The 16,565-nt window shown below is 37.4% G+C and carries 15 protein-coding genes; 3 read left to right on the forward strand and 12 right to left on the reverse strand.

Annotated features, from left to right (window positions below):
• Window positions 1-677: 677 nt before the first annotated feature.
• Together C0T34_RS11240 and C0T34_RS11245 are read right to left on the reverse strand one after the other, a co-directional pair.
• Window positions 678-1,865 carry an MFS transporter gene (locus tag C0T34_RS11240; protein WP_098941302.1) on the reverse strand — a complete coding sequence of 396 codons (1,188 nt, stop codon included), beginning with the start codon at window positions 1,863-1,865 and terminating at the stop codon, window positions 678-680.
• A gap of 200 nt (window positions 1,866-2,065) precedes the next feature.
• Window positions 2,066-2,812, reverse strand: a complete 747-nt coding sequence (locus tag C0T34_RS11245; protein WP_098941303.1) for a sulfite exporter TauE/SafE family protein — start codon at window positions 2,810-2,812, stop codon at window positions 2,066-2,068.
• A 184-nt stretch (window positions 2,813-2,996) separates the two neighbouring features.
• Here C0T34_RS11245 and C0T34_RS11250 point away from each other — a divergent pair, with 184 nt between their 5' ends.
• Window positions 2,997-3,575 (forward strand): XRE family transcriptional regulator, encoded by a 579-nt coding sequence (locus C0T34_RS11250; protein ID WP_069368071.1) that lies wholly within the window; start codon window positions 2,997-2,999, stop codon window positions 3,573-3,575.
• Between the two features lie 212 nt (window positions 3,576-3,787).
• Complete coding sequence (locus C0T34_RS11255; RefSeq protein WP_109850183.1) at window positions 3,788-4,684, forward strand: cation diffusion facilitator family transporter; 897 nt, start codon at window positions 3,788-3,790, stop codon at window positions 4,682-4,684.
• Window positions 4,685-4,754: 70 nt separating this feature from the next.
• Here C0T34_RS11255 and ilvN read toward each other — a convergent pair whose 3' ends face one another.
• Entirely contained in the window at window positions 4,755-5,039 is a 285-nt protein-coding gene (gene ilvN / locus C0T34_RS11260) for an acetolactate synthase small subunit (protein WP_098941305.1), read from the reverse strand.
• Window positions 5,040-5,042: 3 nt separating this feature from the next.
• Window positions 5,043-6,740, reverse strand: coding sequence for an acetolactate synthase large subunit (gene ilvB, locus C0T34_RS11265; protein ID WP_098941306.1), 1,698 nt, complete (start codon window positions 6,738-6,740; stop codon window positions 5,043-5,045).
• 91 nt (window positions 6,741-6,831) lie between these two features.
• Here ilvB and C0T34_RS18325 point away from each other — a divergent pair, with 91 nt between their 5' ends.
• Window positions 6,832-6,999, forward strand: a complete 168-nt coding sequence (locus C0T34_RS18325) for a hypothetical protein (RefSeq protein WP_231039869.1) — start codon at window positions 6,832-6,834, stop codon at window positions 6,997-6,999.
• Between the two features lie 190 nt (window positions 7,000-7,189).
• Here the strand turns inward: C0T34_RS18325 and C0T34_RS11275 are convergent, their stop codons facing one another.
• From C0T34_RS11275 to rbsK, 8 genes are all read right to left on the reverse strand, one after another.
• Window positions 7,190-8,701, reverse strand: coding sequence for a YfcC family protein (locus C0T34_RS11275; RefSeq protein ID WP_098941307.1), 1,512 nt, complete (start codon window positions 8,699-8,701; stop codon window positions 7,190-7,192).
• Window positions 8,702-8,805: 104 nt separating this feature from the next.
• Entirely contained in the window at window positions 8,806-9,753 is a 948-nt protein-coding gene (gene arcC, locus C0T34_RS11280; protein WP_098941308.1) for a carbamate kinase, read from the reverse strand.
• A gap of 15 nt (window positions 9,754-9,768) precedes the next feature.
• Window positions 9,769-10,761 (reverse strand): ornithine carbamoyltransferase, encoded by a 993-nt coding sequence (gene argF, locus C0T34_RS11285; protein WP_088493920.1) that lies wholly within the window; start codon window positions 10,759-10,761, stop codon window positions 9,769-9,771.
• Between the two features lie 540 nt (window positions 10,762-11,301).
• On the reverse strand, window positions 11,302-12,090 hold the full coding sequence (locus C0T34_RS11295) for a sulfite exporter TauE/SafE family protein (RefSeq protein WP_109850184.1): 789 nt from the start codon (window positions 12,088-12,090) through the stop codon (window positions 11,302-11,304).
• Window positions 12,090-12,941: a MurR/RpiR family transcriptional regulator gene (locus C0T34_RS11300; protein WP_109850185.1), complete on the reverse strand. Its 852-nt coding sequence runs from the start codon at window positions 12,939-12,941 to the stop codon at window positions 12,090-12,092. Before C0T34_RS11300 ends, C0T34_RS11295 begins: the two co-directional genes overlap by 1 nt.
• 24 nt (window positions 12,942-12,965) lie before the next feature.
• The gene (locus C0T34_RS11305; RefSeq protein WP_075672251.1) at window positions 12,966-14,330 is read right to left on the reverse strand and encodes a PTS transporter subunit EIIC; all 1,365 of its coding nucleotides are present in this window, start codon (window positions 14,328-14,330) and stop codon (window positions 12,966-12,968) included.
• Between the two features lie 42 nt (window positions 14,331-14,372).
• On the reverse strand, window positions 14,373-15,284 hold the full coding sequence (gene murQ / locus C0T34_RS11310) for an N-acetylmuramic acid 6-phosphate etherase (protein WP_109850186.1): 912 nt from the start codon (window positions 15,282-15,284) through the stop codon (window positions 14,373-14,375).
• Window positions 15,285-15,518: 234 nt separating this feature from the next.
• The gene (gene rbsK, locus C0T34_RS11315; protein WP_098941312.1) at window positions 15,519-16,439 is read right to left on the reverse strand and encodes a ribokinase; all 921 of its coding nucleotides are present in this window, start codon (window positions 16,437-16,439) and stop codon (window positions 15,519-15,521) included.
• Window positions 16,440-16,565: the final 126 nt, after the last annotated feature.

Here is a 16,565-nt window from a genome sequence, read left to right on the forward strand (position 1 = left end):
AACCTCTTATTGATAAAAATCTTAAGAGGGAGTCAAAAGCAAACGTTTGGTTTTTCGTGTGGATTGAGTGAGAGAATTTGACGCAAACGATTATCTGGTGCTTTTAGGGTAAGAATCAAGCGAAAAAATACATTTTTAATAAAAATGTCATAAAAAGATAATTTAAAGTCAGAAAAAAAAGAAAAAGAGGAAAGCAGTTGCCTACTTTCCTCATCATTCTACTTTTGTACAATCATCCAATATCATTCTTATCCCACAGTAGAAAGTTAAATTAATTTATTGTTTTTATTTGATTTATTTAAAATAATATAATAACCAGGTATATTTATCTATTATTAGTAACTTTAATAAGTTGCCTAGATAAATAATACCTCCCGTTCCCAATGTGTGGCGATTAATGGTTTGCAGTATTCGTTATTTTTATCTGAAGATAATGTCATCTTCTACTTCTAACGTTAGATGAGTAAACGTTGTTTTAGCAAACTACTTTCTGTTCAATATTGGCATTTCTAGATTATTCTTAATAAATTTTAAAATAAGTACAATTACGAAAGATAATTATAATCATTTATAAAAAACAATAAGATAAAGTCAAATATTTAGAAATCGAGAAAAGAGAGAGTTCCTCTATCATATTCCTATCACTCTAAATGGAATACGATAGAGAAAAAATGATATTAAGATGAGCTACTATTGAGTGCTTCAACGCCTAGATTCCAACGTTCCATCGTTGATACTAAGAATAAACCTGTCATGGCAACCAATAAAAATGGTAGTGAAGATGAAGAAATTTCTGACAATGCGCCAGCCAGCAAAGGCCCAGATAAATTACCTATTCCCCATAACATCGCAGCTGACGCATTAGCAACCATCAAGTCATTACCTGAGAAATATTGCCCTATTTGTACCAACGCAATGGTGTATATCGCACCCGCTGTTGCGCCCAGCACCAGTAATAAAGGCCAAATCAAGAATGTATGAGACATCGTGATAGGCAATAATAAGCTTGCGAGTAAAGTCACTACACCACAAATTCGATATAACCGTGTCCTGTTCATGTGGTCAGCAAGCCAGCCAAACGGCATTTGCATAATGGCGTCACCGGCTAAAATAGCGCTTATCATCATGGCTGCAATCGCTTCAGTATGTCCCACACTTAGACCATAAATAGGAAACATTGAAAGTACGGTGCCATCAAAAAAAGCAAAAAATACAATACCTCCACAGATTGCGGGTGCAACTTTAACAAAACGAATAATAGAAAAATTCGGCTCTTGCGTATCTTTTGGTAATTTATCTCCTGTTTTCTGATCCATCATTAAAAATAGGACAATAGAGATAATATGAATAAAAACACTAATTAAAATAGGTGTCTTATCTGCGACCCCATATAGCGCAATAATTGAAGGACCTAATAACTGACTAATAGTAAATACCGTGGTATATACCGCTAAAATTCGCCCTCGTTTATTATCAGGTGAAAGCTCATTGATCCACGTTTCGCCTAAACAAATCATCACACCGCTGGCAATGCCAGTGATTAATCGTAAAGGAAATAACAACTCTAGAGGTAAGCTTCCCATTAAAGGTAATAAACTTATTGCAGAAACGATCGTTGCTAATAGCATGGCAAAGCGTTTACCAATCCATTGGACAATGTGCCGAGCAAAGGGGGAAATAATTAACATTCCAATAGCGGGTGCTGCGGAAATAAGCCCAATGAGGGATTCACTAATACCCGCTAAATTAAGGCGCAGTGCAACCATAGGGATAGTTAATCCGATAACAATTCCGATAACCCCAATGCTTACCGTGATAGTTGTTATCGCAAAAACTTCAGATTGGCGATAATTTTGATGTGACATGTTGTTTTGTTTCTGCGAATAACAGAAACCTCTGTAATAAAAGGAAGGTGGTTACATAAAATATTGTTATATTATAGGGGATAAGAAATAGATAAACATGCTTAAAAAGTGGCATTAATCAGAGAAAGATCTCCATTTGACTCATGAAGATCTTCACCTTTCACAATATTCTCACTTCATCGTTATTTATCCTGCAACGCTTAAGAAAAATAACGATAGATAAGCACAGTACCTGACGCCAATACAATGGTATAAATCACACTCATAAATCGTGCTTTTGACATCTGTAATGTTAAATTTCGCCCTAACCACACACCAGCAAACATAGCGGGTAAGAAAATAACCGCTAACTTAAGAATATCCAATTGCCAATAAATACCTGCAAATAAGAAAATTACCACTCGCGTTAATGTGCTAAAGCCAATCAATGTCGTTTGTGTGATGCGAAACTTATTTTTGTCTGCAATCCTACCTGATAAATAGATCGCATATAAAAAACCACCACTACCAAACAATGCGCTAAATACCCCACCAATTAACCCAAAAGGATAAACCAAGCGTTGAGAAAATTGGCTTTCTTGTTTTTTCCAAAATAGTGCATAGATTGCATAGCAAGCGGCAAAAATACCTAAAAGAAGAGAAAGCAAATCAGGGCGTGTGGTTAATAAAATTGTCGCACCGACAAGACTACCAATAATAATAAGTGGAATAAGATAGCGTATCTCTTTAAAATCAGCCTGTTTACCATCCCTTACGACATTCACTATAGCTGCACTTAAATCGATTAATGCCAATAAAGGCACTATCATTGAAAGAGGTAAATAAAGTGCTAATACTGGACCAGCAATTAATGCCGAACCAAACCCAGCCATACCGAAAATAACGTAAGCAAAAAATAAGGTAAGTAGGCAAATAAAAAGATCAGACCAACTAAGCAAGTCCATCATAATAAACCTTGAATAATTATCATTTATTGAAGGATATTAGCGTAATTACTAAAAATCGAACAGTGATCGTAAGACGATCCACAAAATACAGCAGAAACAGGATCTCATTTTTCCGAATACGGTTAATTAGTGTTATTATCTACTCGGAATGACACTTTTAAACTAACGATATTTTGAATTGGCAATGAACCCACAACCTCCTAAAAAAACGAATGAATACCTTGGTAATAAAGTCAAACAATTAAGACAATCTCGAAACTTGTCACTTAATGAGTTATCAAGAAAATCGGGAATATCCAAGGCTGCATTGTCAAAATTAGAATCCGGTGATTCTAATCCTAGAATCGATACCCTTGAGGCTATCGCGATAGCGCTTGGCTTTCCTTTGGGAGATTTATTTAGTTTTACACGTGAAGAGTACCCTCGTTTAGAACGACATAAACCTATCGTTGGTGATTATGCTCAAGAGTTTAAATTCCGTATTGGTATCGGCAATATTACTGAGATTTGGCATATCGAGATGAAGCATGGCGCGATTATTAATAGCCCTGCTCACGCTGATGGCACTCAAGAACACATCATGGTCTATTCTGGTAAATTAATGATGCGTTTTGATAACGACGAAACGGTTTTATTAGAAACCGGTGATTTTTACGCTTTTCATGGTAATGCCCCCCACTCTTATATTTGTGTAGAAGGACATTTGCGCGCTTCTGTAATTATGTCTAGCCCAAATCAGCAGCATTACCATCATCGTCCTTAATCAATTTATTGCCCTAGCTTTATTACTCGCACGATAATTAGTAAATCATTTAACTGGTTTTAATTATCGTGTGAACTTAACTATCAATACTCCTTCATTTAATGTCTCTGTATTCGCTTCAAGTTGTCTAGAAATTCTCCCTTTATCTAATTTATTTTTCTTTATTTTCAGCTATGTTTTTAATAGTGCTATTCGGATAATAAGGAACTTCAATGAGTGGAAATCATGAACATGCGGACGTAAAAACACTACCTGAATCGCGATTATTAATTGCATTCGGCTTAACATCATCATTTATGTTAGTCGAATTTATTGGCGGTTATTTAACTGGTAGCTTGGCATTAATTTCCGATGCCATGCATATGATGACGGATGCTTTCGCACTTTTACTTGCACTGATCGCTATTCATGCAGGCAGAAAAGCCGCTGATGTTTTTAGAACTTATGGTTATGCACGCTTTGAAATATTAGCTGCAACCATGAATGCACTTATTTTAATGGCAGTCGCTTTCTATATTTTATATGAAGCCTATAAACGCTTATCTTCGCCTCCTGATATTCAATCTGTTGGTATGCTTATCATTGCGTCAATAGGTCTTGTTGTTAATCTGATTTCAATGAAGTTACTCACCAGCACAAAGGATGAAAGCCTTAATGTAAAAGGGGCATACTTAGAAGTTTGGGCCGATATGCTGGGCTCAATTGGCGTAATTATTGGAGCGGTCATTATTTGGCTTACAGGTTGGGAGCTTGTTGACTCTATTATTGCCGTGTTAATCGGTTTTATGGTTTTCCCTCGAACTTGGATATTACTTAAAGAATGTCTGAATATTTTACTTGAGGGCGTGCCTCGCGGTATCGATCTTATTCAGGTTACTGAAACAATTAATAATAACCCTGATGTTGTGGGCTCTCATGATTTGCATTTATGGGCACTCACACAAAGTAAACTTATTTTAAGTGGGCACATCGTTTATCAACCTAATGCCAATCATGAAGAACTCAGAATTCACCTTGAGCAACAACTTCGTGAGCAATTCCATATCAACCATATTACGTTACAGATGGAATGTGAAGACAGACAACATCTTGAAGAAAATCACCACTAAAACAGAATAAATTTATACACTCATAAAATTCTGGCTCTCTCTTAATTATTAAAGAGAGAGCCAATCTGCATTAATTTAAATAATTTTCCATTTGCTCAAAAACACGTAAATCATCGCTGAATCTCACTTCTTTTACGTCTTCAAGCTTTTCTACCTGACTCACCATCTGCATTAGACGATCATCTTTTTGCACTAATAGCCAAATCCGACTTTTATCGCTATTTTTCATTGGTAAACACAAAATACCATCGACGTTAAATGCGCGGCGAGCAAATAGCCCACAAATATGGGTCATAACACCGGGGTGATTGCGAACAATCAATTCCAGCGCGATAGGTTGTGATTGTTGTGACATAAATTAAGCTCCTATCATCTCAATATTTGCCGCCCCTGGCGGTACCATTGGAAATACTTTTTCATGAATATCAATCATTACATGAATTAAACACGGCCCCGGTTTTTCAATCGCTGCTTTCAGCGCACTCGTAGGATCCGCTTCCTGATTTAAGTCACAGGTATCTAAACCAAAACCTTGTGCAATACGAATAAAATCTGTTTGATAAGGGTAAGCGGCAGCATAAATGCGCTCTTCAAAAAACAGCGTTTGTTGTTGATGAACCAACCCTAACGCCTGATTATTTATCAAAATAATTTTGATATCTAATTGATGCTCTGCCGCCGTAGCAAATTCTTGAATATTCATCATAATGCTACCATCCCCTGAGAAGCAGAGGATTTTTTTATCTGGTTCAGCTAATGCGGCGCCAATTGCTGCTGGTAAACCAAATCCCATCGTACCTAAACCGCCAGACGTTAACCATTGCCGAGGTCGATTTAACGGATACGCTTGTGCTACCCACATCTGATGCTGCCCAACGTCGGTTGTAATAATGGCATCATCATCAACACAATTTGCAGCCGCTAATACGATGCCATAACCACTTAAGATGTTTTCAGAGTTTTTCATCTCTAATGGATATTCTTGTTTCAGTGTCGTAACACGCTCTATCCATTCATTACGTTTGTTTGTATTAATCAATGGTAATAACAGTGATAACACTGATTTTGCATCAGCGTGGATCGCAATATCAGGGCGTTTGATCTTACTAATTTCAGCGCGATCGATATCAACATGAATAATTTTGGCATTAGGGCAAAACTTCTCGGCTTTACCAATGGCACGATCGTCAAATCGAGCTCCCAATACAATCAACAGATCGGCTTCTTCTAAAATAAAATTGGTGCTACGAGTAGCATGCATACCCAACATCCCCAAATACAGTGGATGCGAAGGTGGCATTAATCCTAACCCCATTAAAGTCATTGTTGTTGGCAGGTTGTTTTTCTCTGCTAATTCAATTGCTTCTTTACATGCTTCAGAGCTGATGATCCCCCCACCTAAATATAAAACAGGGTTCTTAGCCTGATTAATCATCTGCGCTGCTTGTATCACTAAATCAGTATTAAATGCGGGAACAGGATCTTTTTGTGGAATAGGCGGTAACGCTTCTAATGTAATTTTGGCTTGCTGAATATCTTTTGGTACGTCAACCCAAACAGGGCCCGGTCTTCCTGACATCGCTAAACGAAACGCATCACAAATAATTTCAGGTAACTCAGCAATATCACGAACTAAATAGTTATGTTTAGTAATTGGAATAGACATGCCGTAAGTATCAACTTCTTGGAAAGCATCAGTCCCAATCATCGCTGAAGATACCTGACCGGTAATACAAACTAAGGGAATGGAATCAAGCTTAGCATCAGCAATTGCTGTTACTAAATTTGTCGCACCCGGTCCACTCGAAGCAATACAAACAGCAGGTTTACCATTTGCACGAGCAATACCTTGTGCAATAAAACCGGCACCTTGTTCATGACGAGTTAAGATATGTCGAATAGATTTACTTTGGCTCAATGCATCATACAACGGAAGCGCTGCACCACCGGGGATCCCAGCAACTGTTGTAATGCCTTGCCGTTCCAGTAAATAAACGATTAATTGCGCACCAGTAAACGTTCTACTTGTTGTGGCGTTTTCTTGTTGATCACCCATTTTTATCTGTCCTTTGTTCTAAGCCGGACTTGATGGGCAGGTAGAAAAGAAAAACCCCGCCCGGTTAGTGCGCCGGCGGGGTTTCGAAACTGTGTTGATTCGGACCCGTTACGGCGCTTTGCCGACGACCACCACCACACGCACGACAACCACAGCCGCAATGTGCGCTGTTAGTCGTAGGCTTTGTAGTAGGTTAGTGATGATCATGGGTTACCTATCAATTAATTTAATGATGTGTTTACGTGTTATCTATATTTAAAAAAACATAACTTCTACAAATTAACAACCTTTTTTTTCGGTTTATTTTTTATCACCGCTAAAAACGAGAGATAGATCACTTCTAGTGAAAATCAAAAAATAACTCCGATTACAGCATAAAAAACTAGATTAATTTCACATTACAGAATAACCAAAAATCCTTTTATCTGCGTAAACACATCAATTCAATTTTATAAAAACGCAACTTGAACCAAGAGTAATGTAGCCGAAAGTACAAACATAAATATCACCATCGGCATAATAAATTTAAGCCATTTATTATAGGAGATATCTAGCATTTGCAATGTCGCTAACACCAGCCCTGTAGGCGCTAAGAACAACATAATATATTGTCCCCAGTTATATGCTGATACCACCATATAACGAGGAACACCGACTGCATCGGCTAATGGCGCCATAATTGGCATCGCTAAAACTGCAAGACCTGAAGAGGAAGGAACAATAAAACCTAAACAGATAAAAACAACGAGCTGTGCTAATAAAAATAGGCTTGGTGGCATTCCTGCAACCATATGAGACATAAACTCAAGGATAGTATCGGCAATTTTACCTTGTTCCATCACAAGATTAACACCGCGCGCTAAACCAATAATTAATGAAACACCAACGAGTTCAGATGCTCCATGAATAAATCCATCAATGGCTGTTTTCTCTTTTAATCCAGAAAGGAAAATTATGATGATAGCGATAGCAAGGAAAAGAGCTGCCATTTGTGGGAACCACCAGCCCATATCCATAACGCCCCAAACCATAATAGGAAAAGCAGCAACAAATAAGCAGAGGATCACTTTACGACGCCACGAAAATTCTAATATCTCATTAGGATCGTAATTACTTAAAAAGCGCTGTTTAAAACTCTCGGCATTTTCATAGTTATAAGAGAAAGCCGGATCTTTTTTGATCTTCTTGCAATACCAATATAAATAAACCAAAACACCAATCGTACCAATGACTAAACCAATAGTACGAAAGCCGATCCCTTCAATAAAACTGATCCCCGAAGCATTTGATGCAATAACTACTGAGAACGGATTTACAGTTGAAAACCCTGCCCCCATCGAAGAGGCAAGGAAAATAGCCCCGACACACACAATCGCGTCATAACCCAAGATTAAGAATATGGGCACTAATATGGGATAGAAGGCGACAGCTTCTTCTTCAATCCCACAGCTTGTCCCGCCTATAGATAATATAATCGTGACGCCAAATACCACTAAAAACTCTTTACCTTTGGTTCGATTTGCCAGTGCTGTTAAACCTGCATTGAATGCGCCGGTTTTATTAACAACCCCGATAAGTCCCCCCAAGACAAGAATGAAAACAATAACATCAGCCCCTTCTATCGTCCCTTTCACCATACTTTCGGTAATATCCATTATCCCTTTGGGTTGCTGTGCTACGCGTTCATAGGTTCCAGGTATCGCTATCGGTTTTTTAATTGTCCCATCCGTGAATTTCTCAATCTCAATAGAGACATTTAAATCATTTAATGTGGCTTGGGTTGCAGGTAACACTTCATGAGAGCCATCTATTTTCGCAACCACTAATGATGGCTCTGTTGAGTTATAACTTAATCGTTGATATTCGCCAGCTGGAATAATCCACGTTAAGCCAACCACAATTACTGTAATTGCAAATAAAATAGTAAATGCGGTCGGAAACGCAAACTTTTTAAGTTTCATAAGCGCCCTCGACTTAAATAAGAGGTAACTCTGCCAGTAGAAATAATATCTAACTGGCAGTGTTTATTTTTAGAATTAAATTTAGAATGATGATAATTATGATATTAATCAGAAATAATTGTTGTACCTGTTTTTCCTTCTAAAGCAGATAATGCATTATCTAAAGAAGTAATAATCGCTTGTACACCTTTGCCACTCTCCTTTAGAAAATTAAGACAAGCCTCGACTTTAGGTAACATACTTCCTTTAGCAAATTGCCCTTGAGAAATATATTCTTGAGCCTGAGAAAGAGTTAATTTATCTAAATTCATTTGCTCTGGTTTATTAAAATTAATAGCGACTTTATCAACAGCCGTTAATATTAATAAAATATCTGCTTTTAATTCGACAGCTAATTTAGCGCTAGAGTTATCTTTATCAATAACAGCATCAATACCTTCTAATAACTCTCCTTTTCGAATAACGGGAATACCACCTCCGCCAACCGTGATCACCACAATATTGCGTTCAACTAACTGTTTAATAATCGGTGATTCCACAATTTCTAACGGTTTGGGTGATGGAATAACTCGACGATATCCACGCCCTGCATCTTCCATAAAGTGGAAACCATACTCTTTTTGGATAGCCTCAGCTTGCTGTTGAGTATAAAACGCGCCAATTGGTTTTGTAGGTGATAAAAAAGCAGGATCGTTTTTATCGACAACCACTTGCGTCACAATGGTCGCACAACCATGATTTTTATTCAGATTTCTCGTACATAACTCGTCATTAATAGCCTGCTGTAGATGATAGCCAATATAGCCTTGGCTCATGGCACCACATTCAGCAAATGGCATGTAGGGCGTGCCAATATTCTGTTGCGATGCATAATCCATAGCTAAATTGATCATCCCAACTTGCGGACCATTTCCGTGACCAATAATGACTTGGTAACCTTTTTCAACCAAATCTACAATCGGCTTTGCTGTTTTTCGTACTATCTGTTTTTGCTCTAGTGGCGTACTGCCCAGTGCATTTCCCCCTAAAGCAATAAATACCTTCTTAGGCATTGTTAACTCCTTGCTTTAGCTTAAAGTCGCAAACATAACTGCTTTAATGGTATGCATACGGTTTTCAGCTTGGTCGAAAACTTTTGATTGGCGAGACTCAAAAACACCGTCTGCCACTTCCATTTCACTCAAGCCAAATTTTTGATAAATATCTTCACCAATAGTTGTTAAGCGGTCATGGAATGAAGGTAAACAGTGTAAGAAAATAGCGTGAGGATTTGCCATTTTCATCATAGATTCATTAACTTGATAAGATTTTAATAAACGAATACGCTCATCCCAAACACTGTCTGGCTCACCCATTGAAACCCAAATATCGGTATAGAGAACATCCGCGTCTTTCGCCCCTTTCTCGATATCTTCTGTCAATGTAATAGAGCCTTCGTTTTCAGCTGCGATTGCACGACATTCCTTCACAAGTTGTTCTTCTGGCATTAAAGATGCTGGGCCACATGCGGTAAAATGTAAGCCTAATTTCGCACAAACCACCATTAAAGAGTTAGCAACGTTATTGCGAGCATCACCAAAGAAAGTCAGCTTAAGCCCTTTTAAATGACCAAAGTTTTCTTCAACTGTCAGCATATCCGCCAACATTTGAGTTGGATGGAATTTATCGGTAAGACCATTCCATACAGGTACTCCTGATTTTGCTGCCAATTCTTCAACTAATGACTGATCAAAACCACGATATTCAATACCATCATAGAAACGCCCTAACACACGCGCAGTATCTTCAATAGACTCTTTTTTCCCCATTTGTGATGAGCCTGGATCAAGATAAGTGACTCCCATTCCTAAATCATAACCCGCAACTTCAAAGGCACAACGTGTACGCGTTGAAGTTTTTTCAAATAATAAAACGATATTTTTGCCTTCTAAAGAGCGGTGAGGAATACCTGCCATTTTTAATGATTTAAAATGTTTAGAAAGCTTTAATAAATATTGAATTTCAGCTGATGAAAAGTCGAGTAATTTTAAAAAACTTCTACCTTTAATATTAATAGACATAATAATCCTATCTCCTAATTATTCTGATAATAATAGAGTTAAAAAATAGTTTGTTATTTAAAAAATAGATAACTTTCCTCAATAACCTAGATTATTAAGAAGTATGCTTTATATTTTTAGAGCATAGAAAGAGGGTTTATCCGTTAAAAACAGAGAAATGGAAGCACTGACGTTGTTTATACATCATAATGTGGGCAATACGTCTAATATGAGGTGTTTTTCTATTATTATTTTCCATAATACTAGTACCTTCACTTATAGGTATTAAATGAGGGTTACAGTGAAACATATAGGAATTAACTTTAATGTGATTATCATCTCAATTATCTATTTACGATAAAAACCATATATCAGTAAAAATAAATTATAAAAAATACATTCCATTAACACACAAATAAAAAGTGGAAAATCGATTTTATATTAAAAATGACTTCAATTAAATTAATAAGATAATAGAAAAATAGCCAATAAAAATTTATTTTTATTTGGCTATTATTTAAATTACGCGTTTATAGTTAACATTAATGATACATTTTAATACTAGAATAATTTAGCTAGCATCATCACAGCACTACAAATAATTAAGATCAAAGTCGCATACTGAAACACTCTGTCAGGCATTCTGATTAATAGCCACTTAGACAGCGGAATAGAGATCAACGAGCCTAAAAATAACAACAGTGCCAAATGAATATCCGTATGCCCATCTTGCATATAGGCGAGTGCTGAAGATCCCGATAACAATGTTGTGGTAAATATAGAAGTACCAATGGCTTGCTTAATAGAGAGGTTGGCATAACGTAGCAATAGCGGTAATACAACGACACCACCACCCACCCCTGTTGCACCTAAAACAACACCTGCTGCAATCGCAGGAAGTAATAGTGCTTTTATATTTAAAGGAGCTAACGCTGTATTTTCAAAGGCAACGGGAGGCAATGAGAAAAACATTCTCTGCACAAAGAGAAATAGAGAAAAAACAATAGCACTGACAACGAGTGCATTAATTCCCCATTCAACTTGTTGCTGATACTGCTCTAGCGAACCTAAATAATTAACTAAAACACTGGCTAAAAAGGTACTTGGTAGCATTATTCCTAATACAATCATCGCCCTTTTAAAAGGAATATTTCCAAGGCGAAAATGCATATAAGACGAAGTGACTTTCATCAACATGGATAATAAATTAGCCGTTGCTACTGCCATTAACGCATTCATGCCAAAGAAATAGGTCAGTACAGGTAAAACAATAACACCACCACCAACACCCGTCGTACTTATAACTAAACCAATAGCCGCACCCACCGTTAATGTGGTGATAAGTAACATTATTGATTTCCTTGCATAACAGCTTCTCGCCCTTTTAATAATGCTTTTTCTGCTGGCTCACTGGCTAATGTCATATATTTAAAAAACAGCACATCAAAAGCGACCATCTGTAAAACTTGTGGCGTGATCACCCCTAATTGAGAGTGCTGTTCGTCATAAAAATAAGGCAACGTATAATCAGATAATCGCGTTGCTTCATCTTGCCCAAAACGCGTTAATGCCACCGTTAAACAACCTTCATCTTTTGCTGATTTCAGCATTCGATTAATATCCACCGTATTCCCTCTAGCCGTGACAGCAATAGCAATATCATCAGCAGATAAATTAGCAGAATAAGCCAGTTGAGCATGAAGGTCTGGGCTAAATAACGTGTTTTTATTTACACGAATTAATTTATGAAAAATATCACTCGCTACAACCGACGATGCACCAATACCAAACAATACAATACGTTTTGCTGATACCATTTTTTCAGCTAACACATCAATAGTATTGGGATCTAACAAAGCCAATGAATCCAAAATAGCGCTGGTAAACAGATGCCCTGTTTTGGAAATAATTAATTCTGTCGAGTCTGTTTTCGCAAGATTGCCATAAAGAATATCGCCACTGCTTTTTTGTTGCTTTTCTTCTAAAAGGTAATCAATTTTAAATTCAGGATAACCGCGATATCCCATTTGACGAGAGAAACGGATAACAGAAGCACTACTTACACCTGCTTTAAGTGCCAGATCAGCGGCATTCATACTGGCAATATTCTCACTATTCTCTAATAAATAATGAGCAATACGTTGTTCTGTGCCTTTACCTTGTATTAGCAAACTTTCAAGCTTTTTGGTCAGTGTCGACATTCTGTTATCCTTTTTATTTCTGACTTATTTCTCTGGATCTGTAAATCCCATTAGCATACTGGCAATAAAACCGACAATCCATGCACCTAATACTGCGATCAGGAATTTAATAATTTGCCCATCACCGACTAACGGAATTAATGATAACCCAGCTGTACCAAATGGAATAATGATCCCAACTTGGAAATATGCCATTAATGCACCACCAGCAGCACCACCAATACACCCCGCGACAAACGGTTTTCCTAATGGAAGCGAAACACCAAATAATAAAGGCTCACCAACACCAAAAATACCAACAGGTAATGCACCCATTAATGTTTTCTTTAAACGCTGATTTTTAGTGCGTAAGTAAACCCAAAAACAGGAGCCTACTTGCCCCATTCCACCCATAGCTAAAATAGGGAACAGGTAATTTAAACCAAAAGTATTTAAGATTTCGGTATGAATAGGAATTAACCCTTGGTGTAATCCAGTTAAGAGTAAAAATAAGAAACTTCCCCCTAACGCCGCACCCGTTACAACTGCGCCACCACCTTGATTTAAAAGCGATAATGAAACACCTTGTGCTAATAGCTGATTAAGATAATGACCAATAGGTTGGAATATCATAATCGCCACAAGTGAAGAGACTAAAATAGTCACAAACGGCGTTAAGATAAGATCGAGACTCTCTTTAACAATACTACGAAACCATAATTCTAATTTTGAAGAGAACACAACCACCATTAATACCGCAAAAATACCACCACTGTTTGGCTGTAATTTCTCACCAAATAAAGTGATATCTGCAAGCCCTGGCATGGCTAATAATCCTGCCATTACTGCACCAATCGAGGTTGATGCTCCCAACTCTTTAGCTGTATTTATCCCAATCATAATAGAGAGATAGGCAAATACTGTACTACCAATTAATTTGAATAATTTAAATAGCTCGGGGAATTGCTCAACTAAGCCCGGTGCGACTAAACGGATAATATTAATTAGCCCCATAATCAAACCGCAACCAATTAAAGCAGGAATTGTCGGAACAAAAATAGCCGCTAATGTATTTAGCATTCGGCGAATGGAGAAACCTTTTTTCACTGGTGTTGACGCAGGCTCATCTTCACTACTTACAGAGCTATTTTGCATACGCTTATTCATAATGGAATAAACTTTTGCCGCGGTTCCCATTCCTACAATCACTTGATGTTGTTCGCCATTAAATACAACACCTTTAACGCCTTCGACTTGTTTTAAAGCATCCGCATCAAATAGCGAGCTATCTTTTAAAATCAATCGAATACGGGTCATACAATGTGTTAGGGTTGCCACATTTTGAAACCCACCAGCGTGTTTTTCTATTTCTATTGCTAACGTGTCGAGATGTTCTATTTTATTAGCCATATATGTGCCTGCTAAAGTTCAGAGTGTTTACTCATATTGTTATTAGTTAAATAGGGCAAGTTGCTGTTGGAGCGAGCGATAAGGATATTGCTGTGTAATTTGATCGACTTTCTCCACACTCAAGTGAAGTTCGTACATTAAAATAGCTTTTCTAGGATGATAATTAACCATTTGTAACAGTGTTCTGGCTCTTTCATTTGAAATTCCACAAACTTCGCTGACAATACCTTCAGCACGACGTTGTAATTTCTCATTACTCGCTATCACATCCACCATCAGGTTTTTATGCACTTTTCCAAGCTTAGTCATTACGCTGGTACTTAACATACCCAAAATCATTTTTTGAGCTGTGCCACTTTTCATTCTTGTGGAGCCTGTTAACACCTCTGCGCCCACATCTGGCGCAATAGATAAGTCAGCAATTTCACTCATCATACTTTTGCCACGAGTGGTAATGGAGACGGTCAACGCTTTTAGCTTTTTACCATATTGCAAAGCCGCGACAGTAAAGGGGGTACGACCGCTTGCAGCAATGCCAATAACCACATCTTTATCACTGACATGACGACGTTGAAGTTCTTCAATTGCTGCTTCTTGGCTGTCCTCAATATTTTCGACCGCTTTTAGCATTGCATCATGACCGCCTGCAATAATCGCCTGAACTAATGTAGGAGATACACCAAAAGTAGGAGGACATTCTGCACTGTCTAATACCGCCAATCGGCCACTTGTTCCTGCGCCGACATAAAAAATACGCCCACCTTTTTGCAAACGTTCGGTAATTTTTTCTACTACTTTAGCAATAGCCGATAATTCTTTTTTAACGGCATTGGCAACCGTCATATCTGCACTATTGATAAGCGTGACCAACTCTAAAGCGCTTAATTCAGAAAACTGTGCTGTTTCTTGATTGCTTTCATTTTTGAGACATTTGCTCAATGCATCTTCTTTCATCACAACAACCTTAATGAAACCATATTTCAATCAAAACTACATCTTGTGAAATTATATTTCAACTCTATTTGTTATGATGATGTGAAATGCATCACATAATACGAGATCTTTTTTTGTAGAGAAAAATTTAATAGCAACCAACAATATAATTTATTGATTTAAAATAAATTCTCTCAATCATCTTATGAGTTAGATAACTGAGAGAATAAAAAGGAGTGATTATGAAAAAGGATATTACTTTGCCTGTGACAAAAACTGCCCAAATTCTTCAATGCTTGGATAAGAAGATTGCGTACCTTTTCCGGTAACGCTTAAGCCTGAAAACATGACTGCTTTATTTAATGCTTCTTCAATATTATTGGTGTGAACATAATAATGAGAGAAACAACCAATAAAAGCATCGCCCGCTCCACTGGTATCTATTGCATCAACTTCAATAGCAGGAATGTGCTTCTCAATTTCGCCATTCATCCATAATGCCCCTTTTTCACCTAATGTAACGATGACATTCTTAAAACCTTTTTGTAGTAAAGAACAAGCGGCTTCGCGAATTTCATCCATTGTGCTGATTGGCATACCGGTCAAAATTTCAAGCTCTGTTTCATTCGGAACAAAAAAGTCACAACGCGCAGCAATAGTAAGGTCTAATGCTTTTGAAGCGGGTGCTGGATTAAATAACACAGGAATATGGTGTTTATTACCAAACTCAATAGCGTGATAAACCGTTTCAAGCGGGATTTCTAATTGCAGTACAATTATTTTGCATTTTTTCAGGCTATCTGTCGCTCTATCAATGTCTTCTGGTGACAAATGTTGATTAGCCCCTTTAACAATTAAAATGCTATTTGATGATTGGGAAGTCACAAAAATAGGTGCAACACCACTTGTTGTACCGGGCACTTTTTCAACATAGCGTGTATTAATGCCATAAGATCCTAAATTCATGATGGTGTTATCCGCGAAAATATCATCGCCAACCTTTGTTAACATCATCACTTTCGAATTTAATTTAGCAGCAGCAACCGCTTGATTTGCTCCTTTACCACCACAACCAATCTTAAATGCTGGCGCCTCAAGGGTTTCCCCTTCTTTTGGCATCCTATCTATATAGGTGATCAAATCCACCATATTTGAACCAATCACTGCGATATCCATAGCGCCTCTTACTCTTATGTGAAATTTATAAATGTTAAAATAGTGACATCTTGATAGATGTATAACAGTATCATGTTATTTAAATATCATTTGTGATTGTTATCTCGTTAAAACAGCACTAATATG

The organism is Proteus sp. CA142267 (genome assembly GCF_003336825.1).
GTDB classification, from domain to species: domain Bacteria; phylum Pseudomonadota; class Gammaproteobacteria; order Enterobacterales; family Enterobacteriaceae; genus Proteus; species Proteus terrae.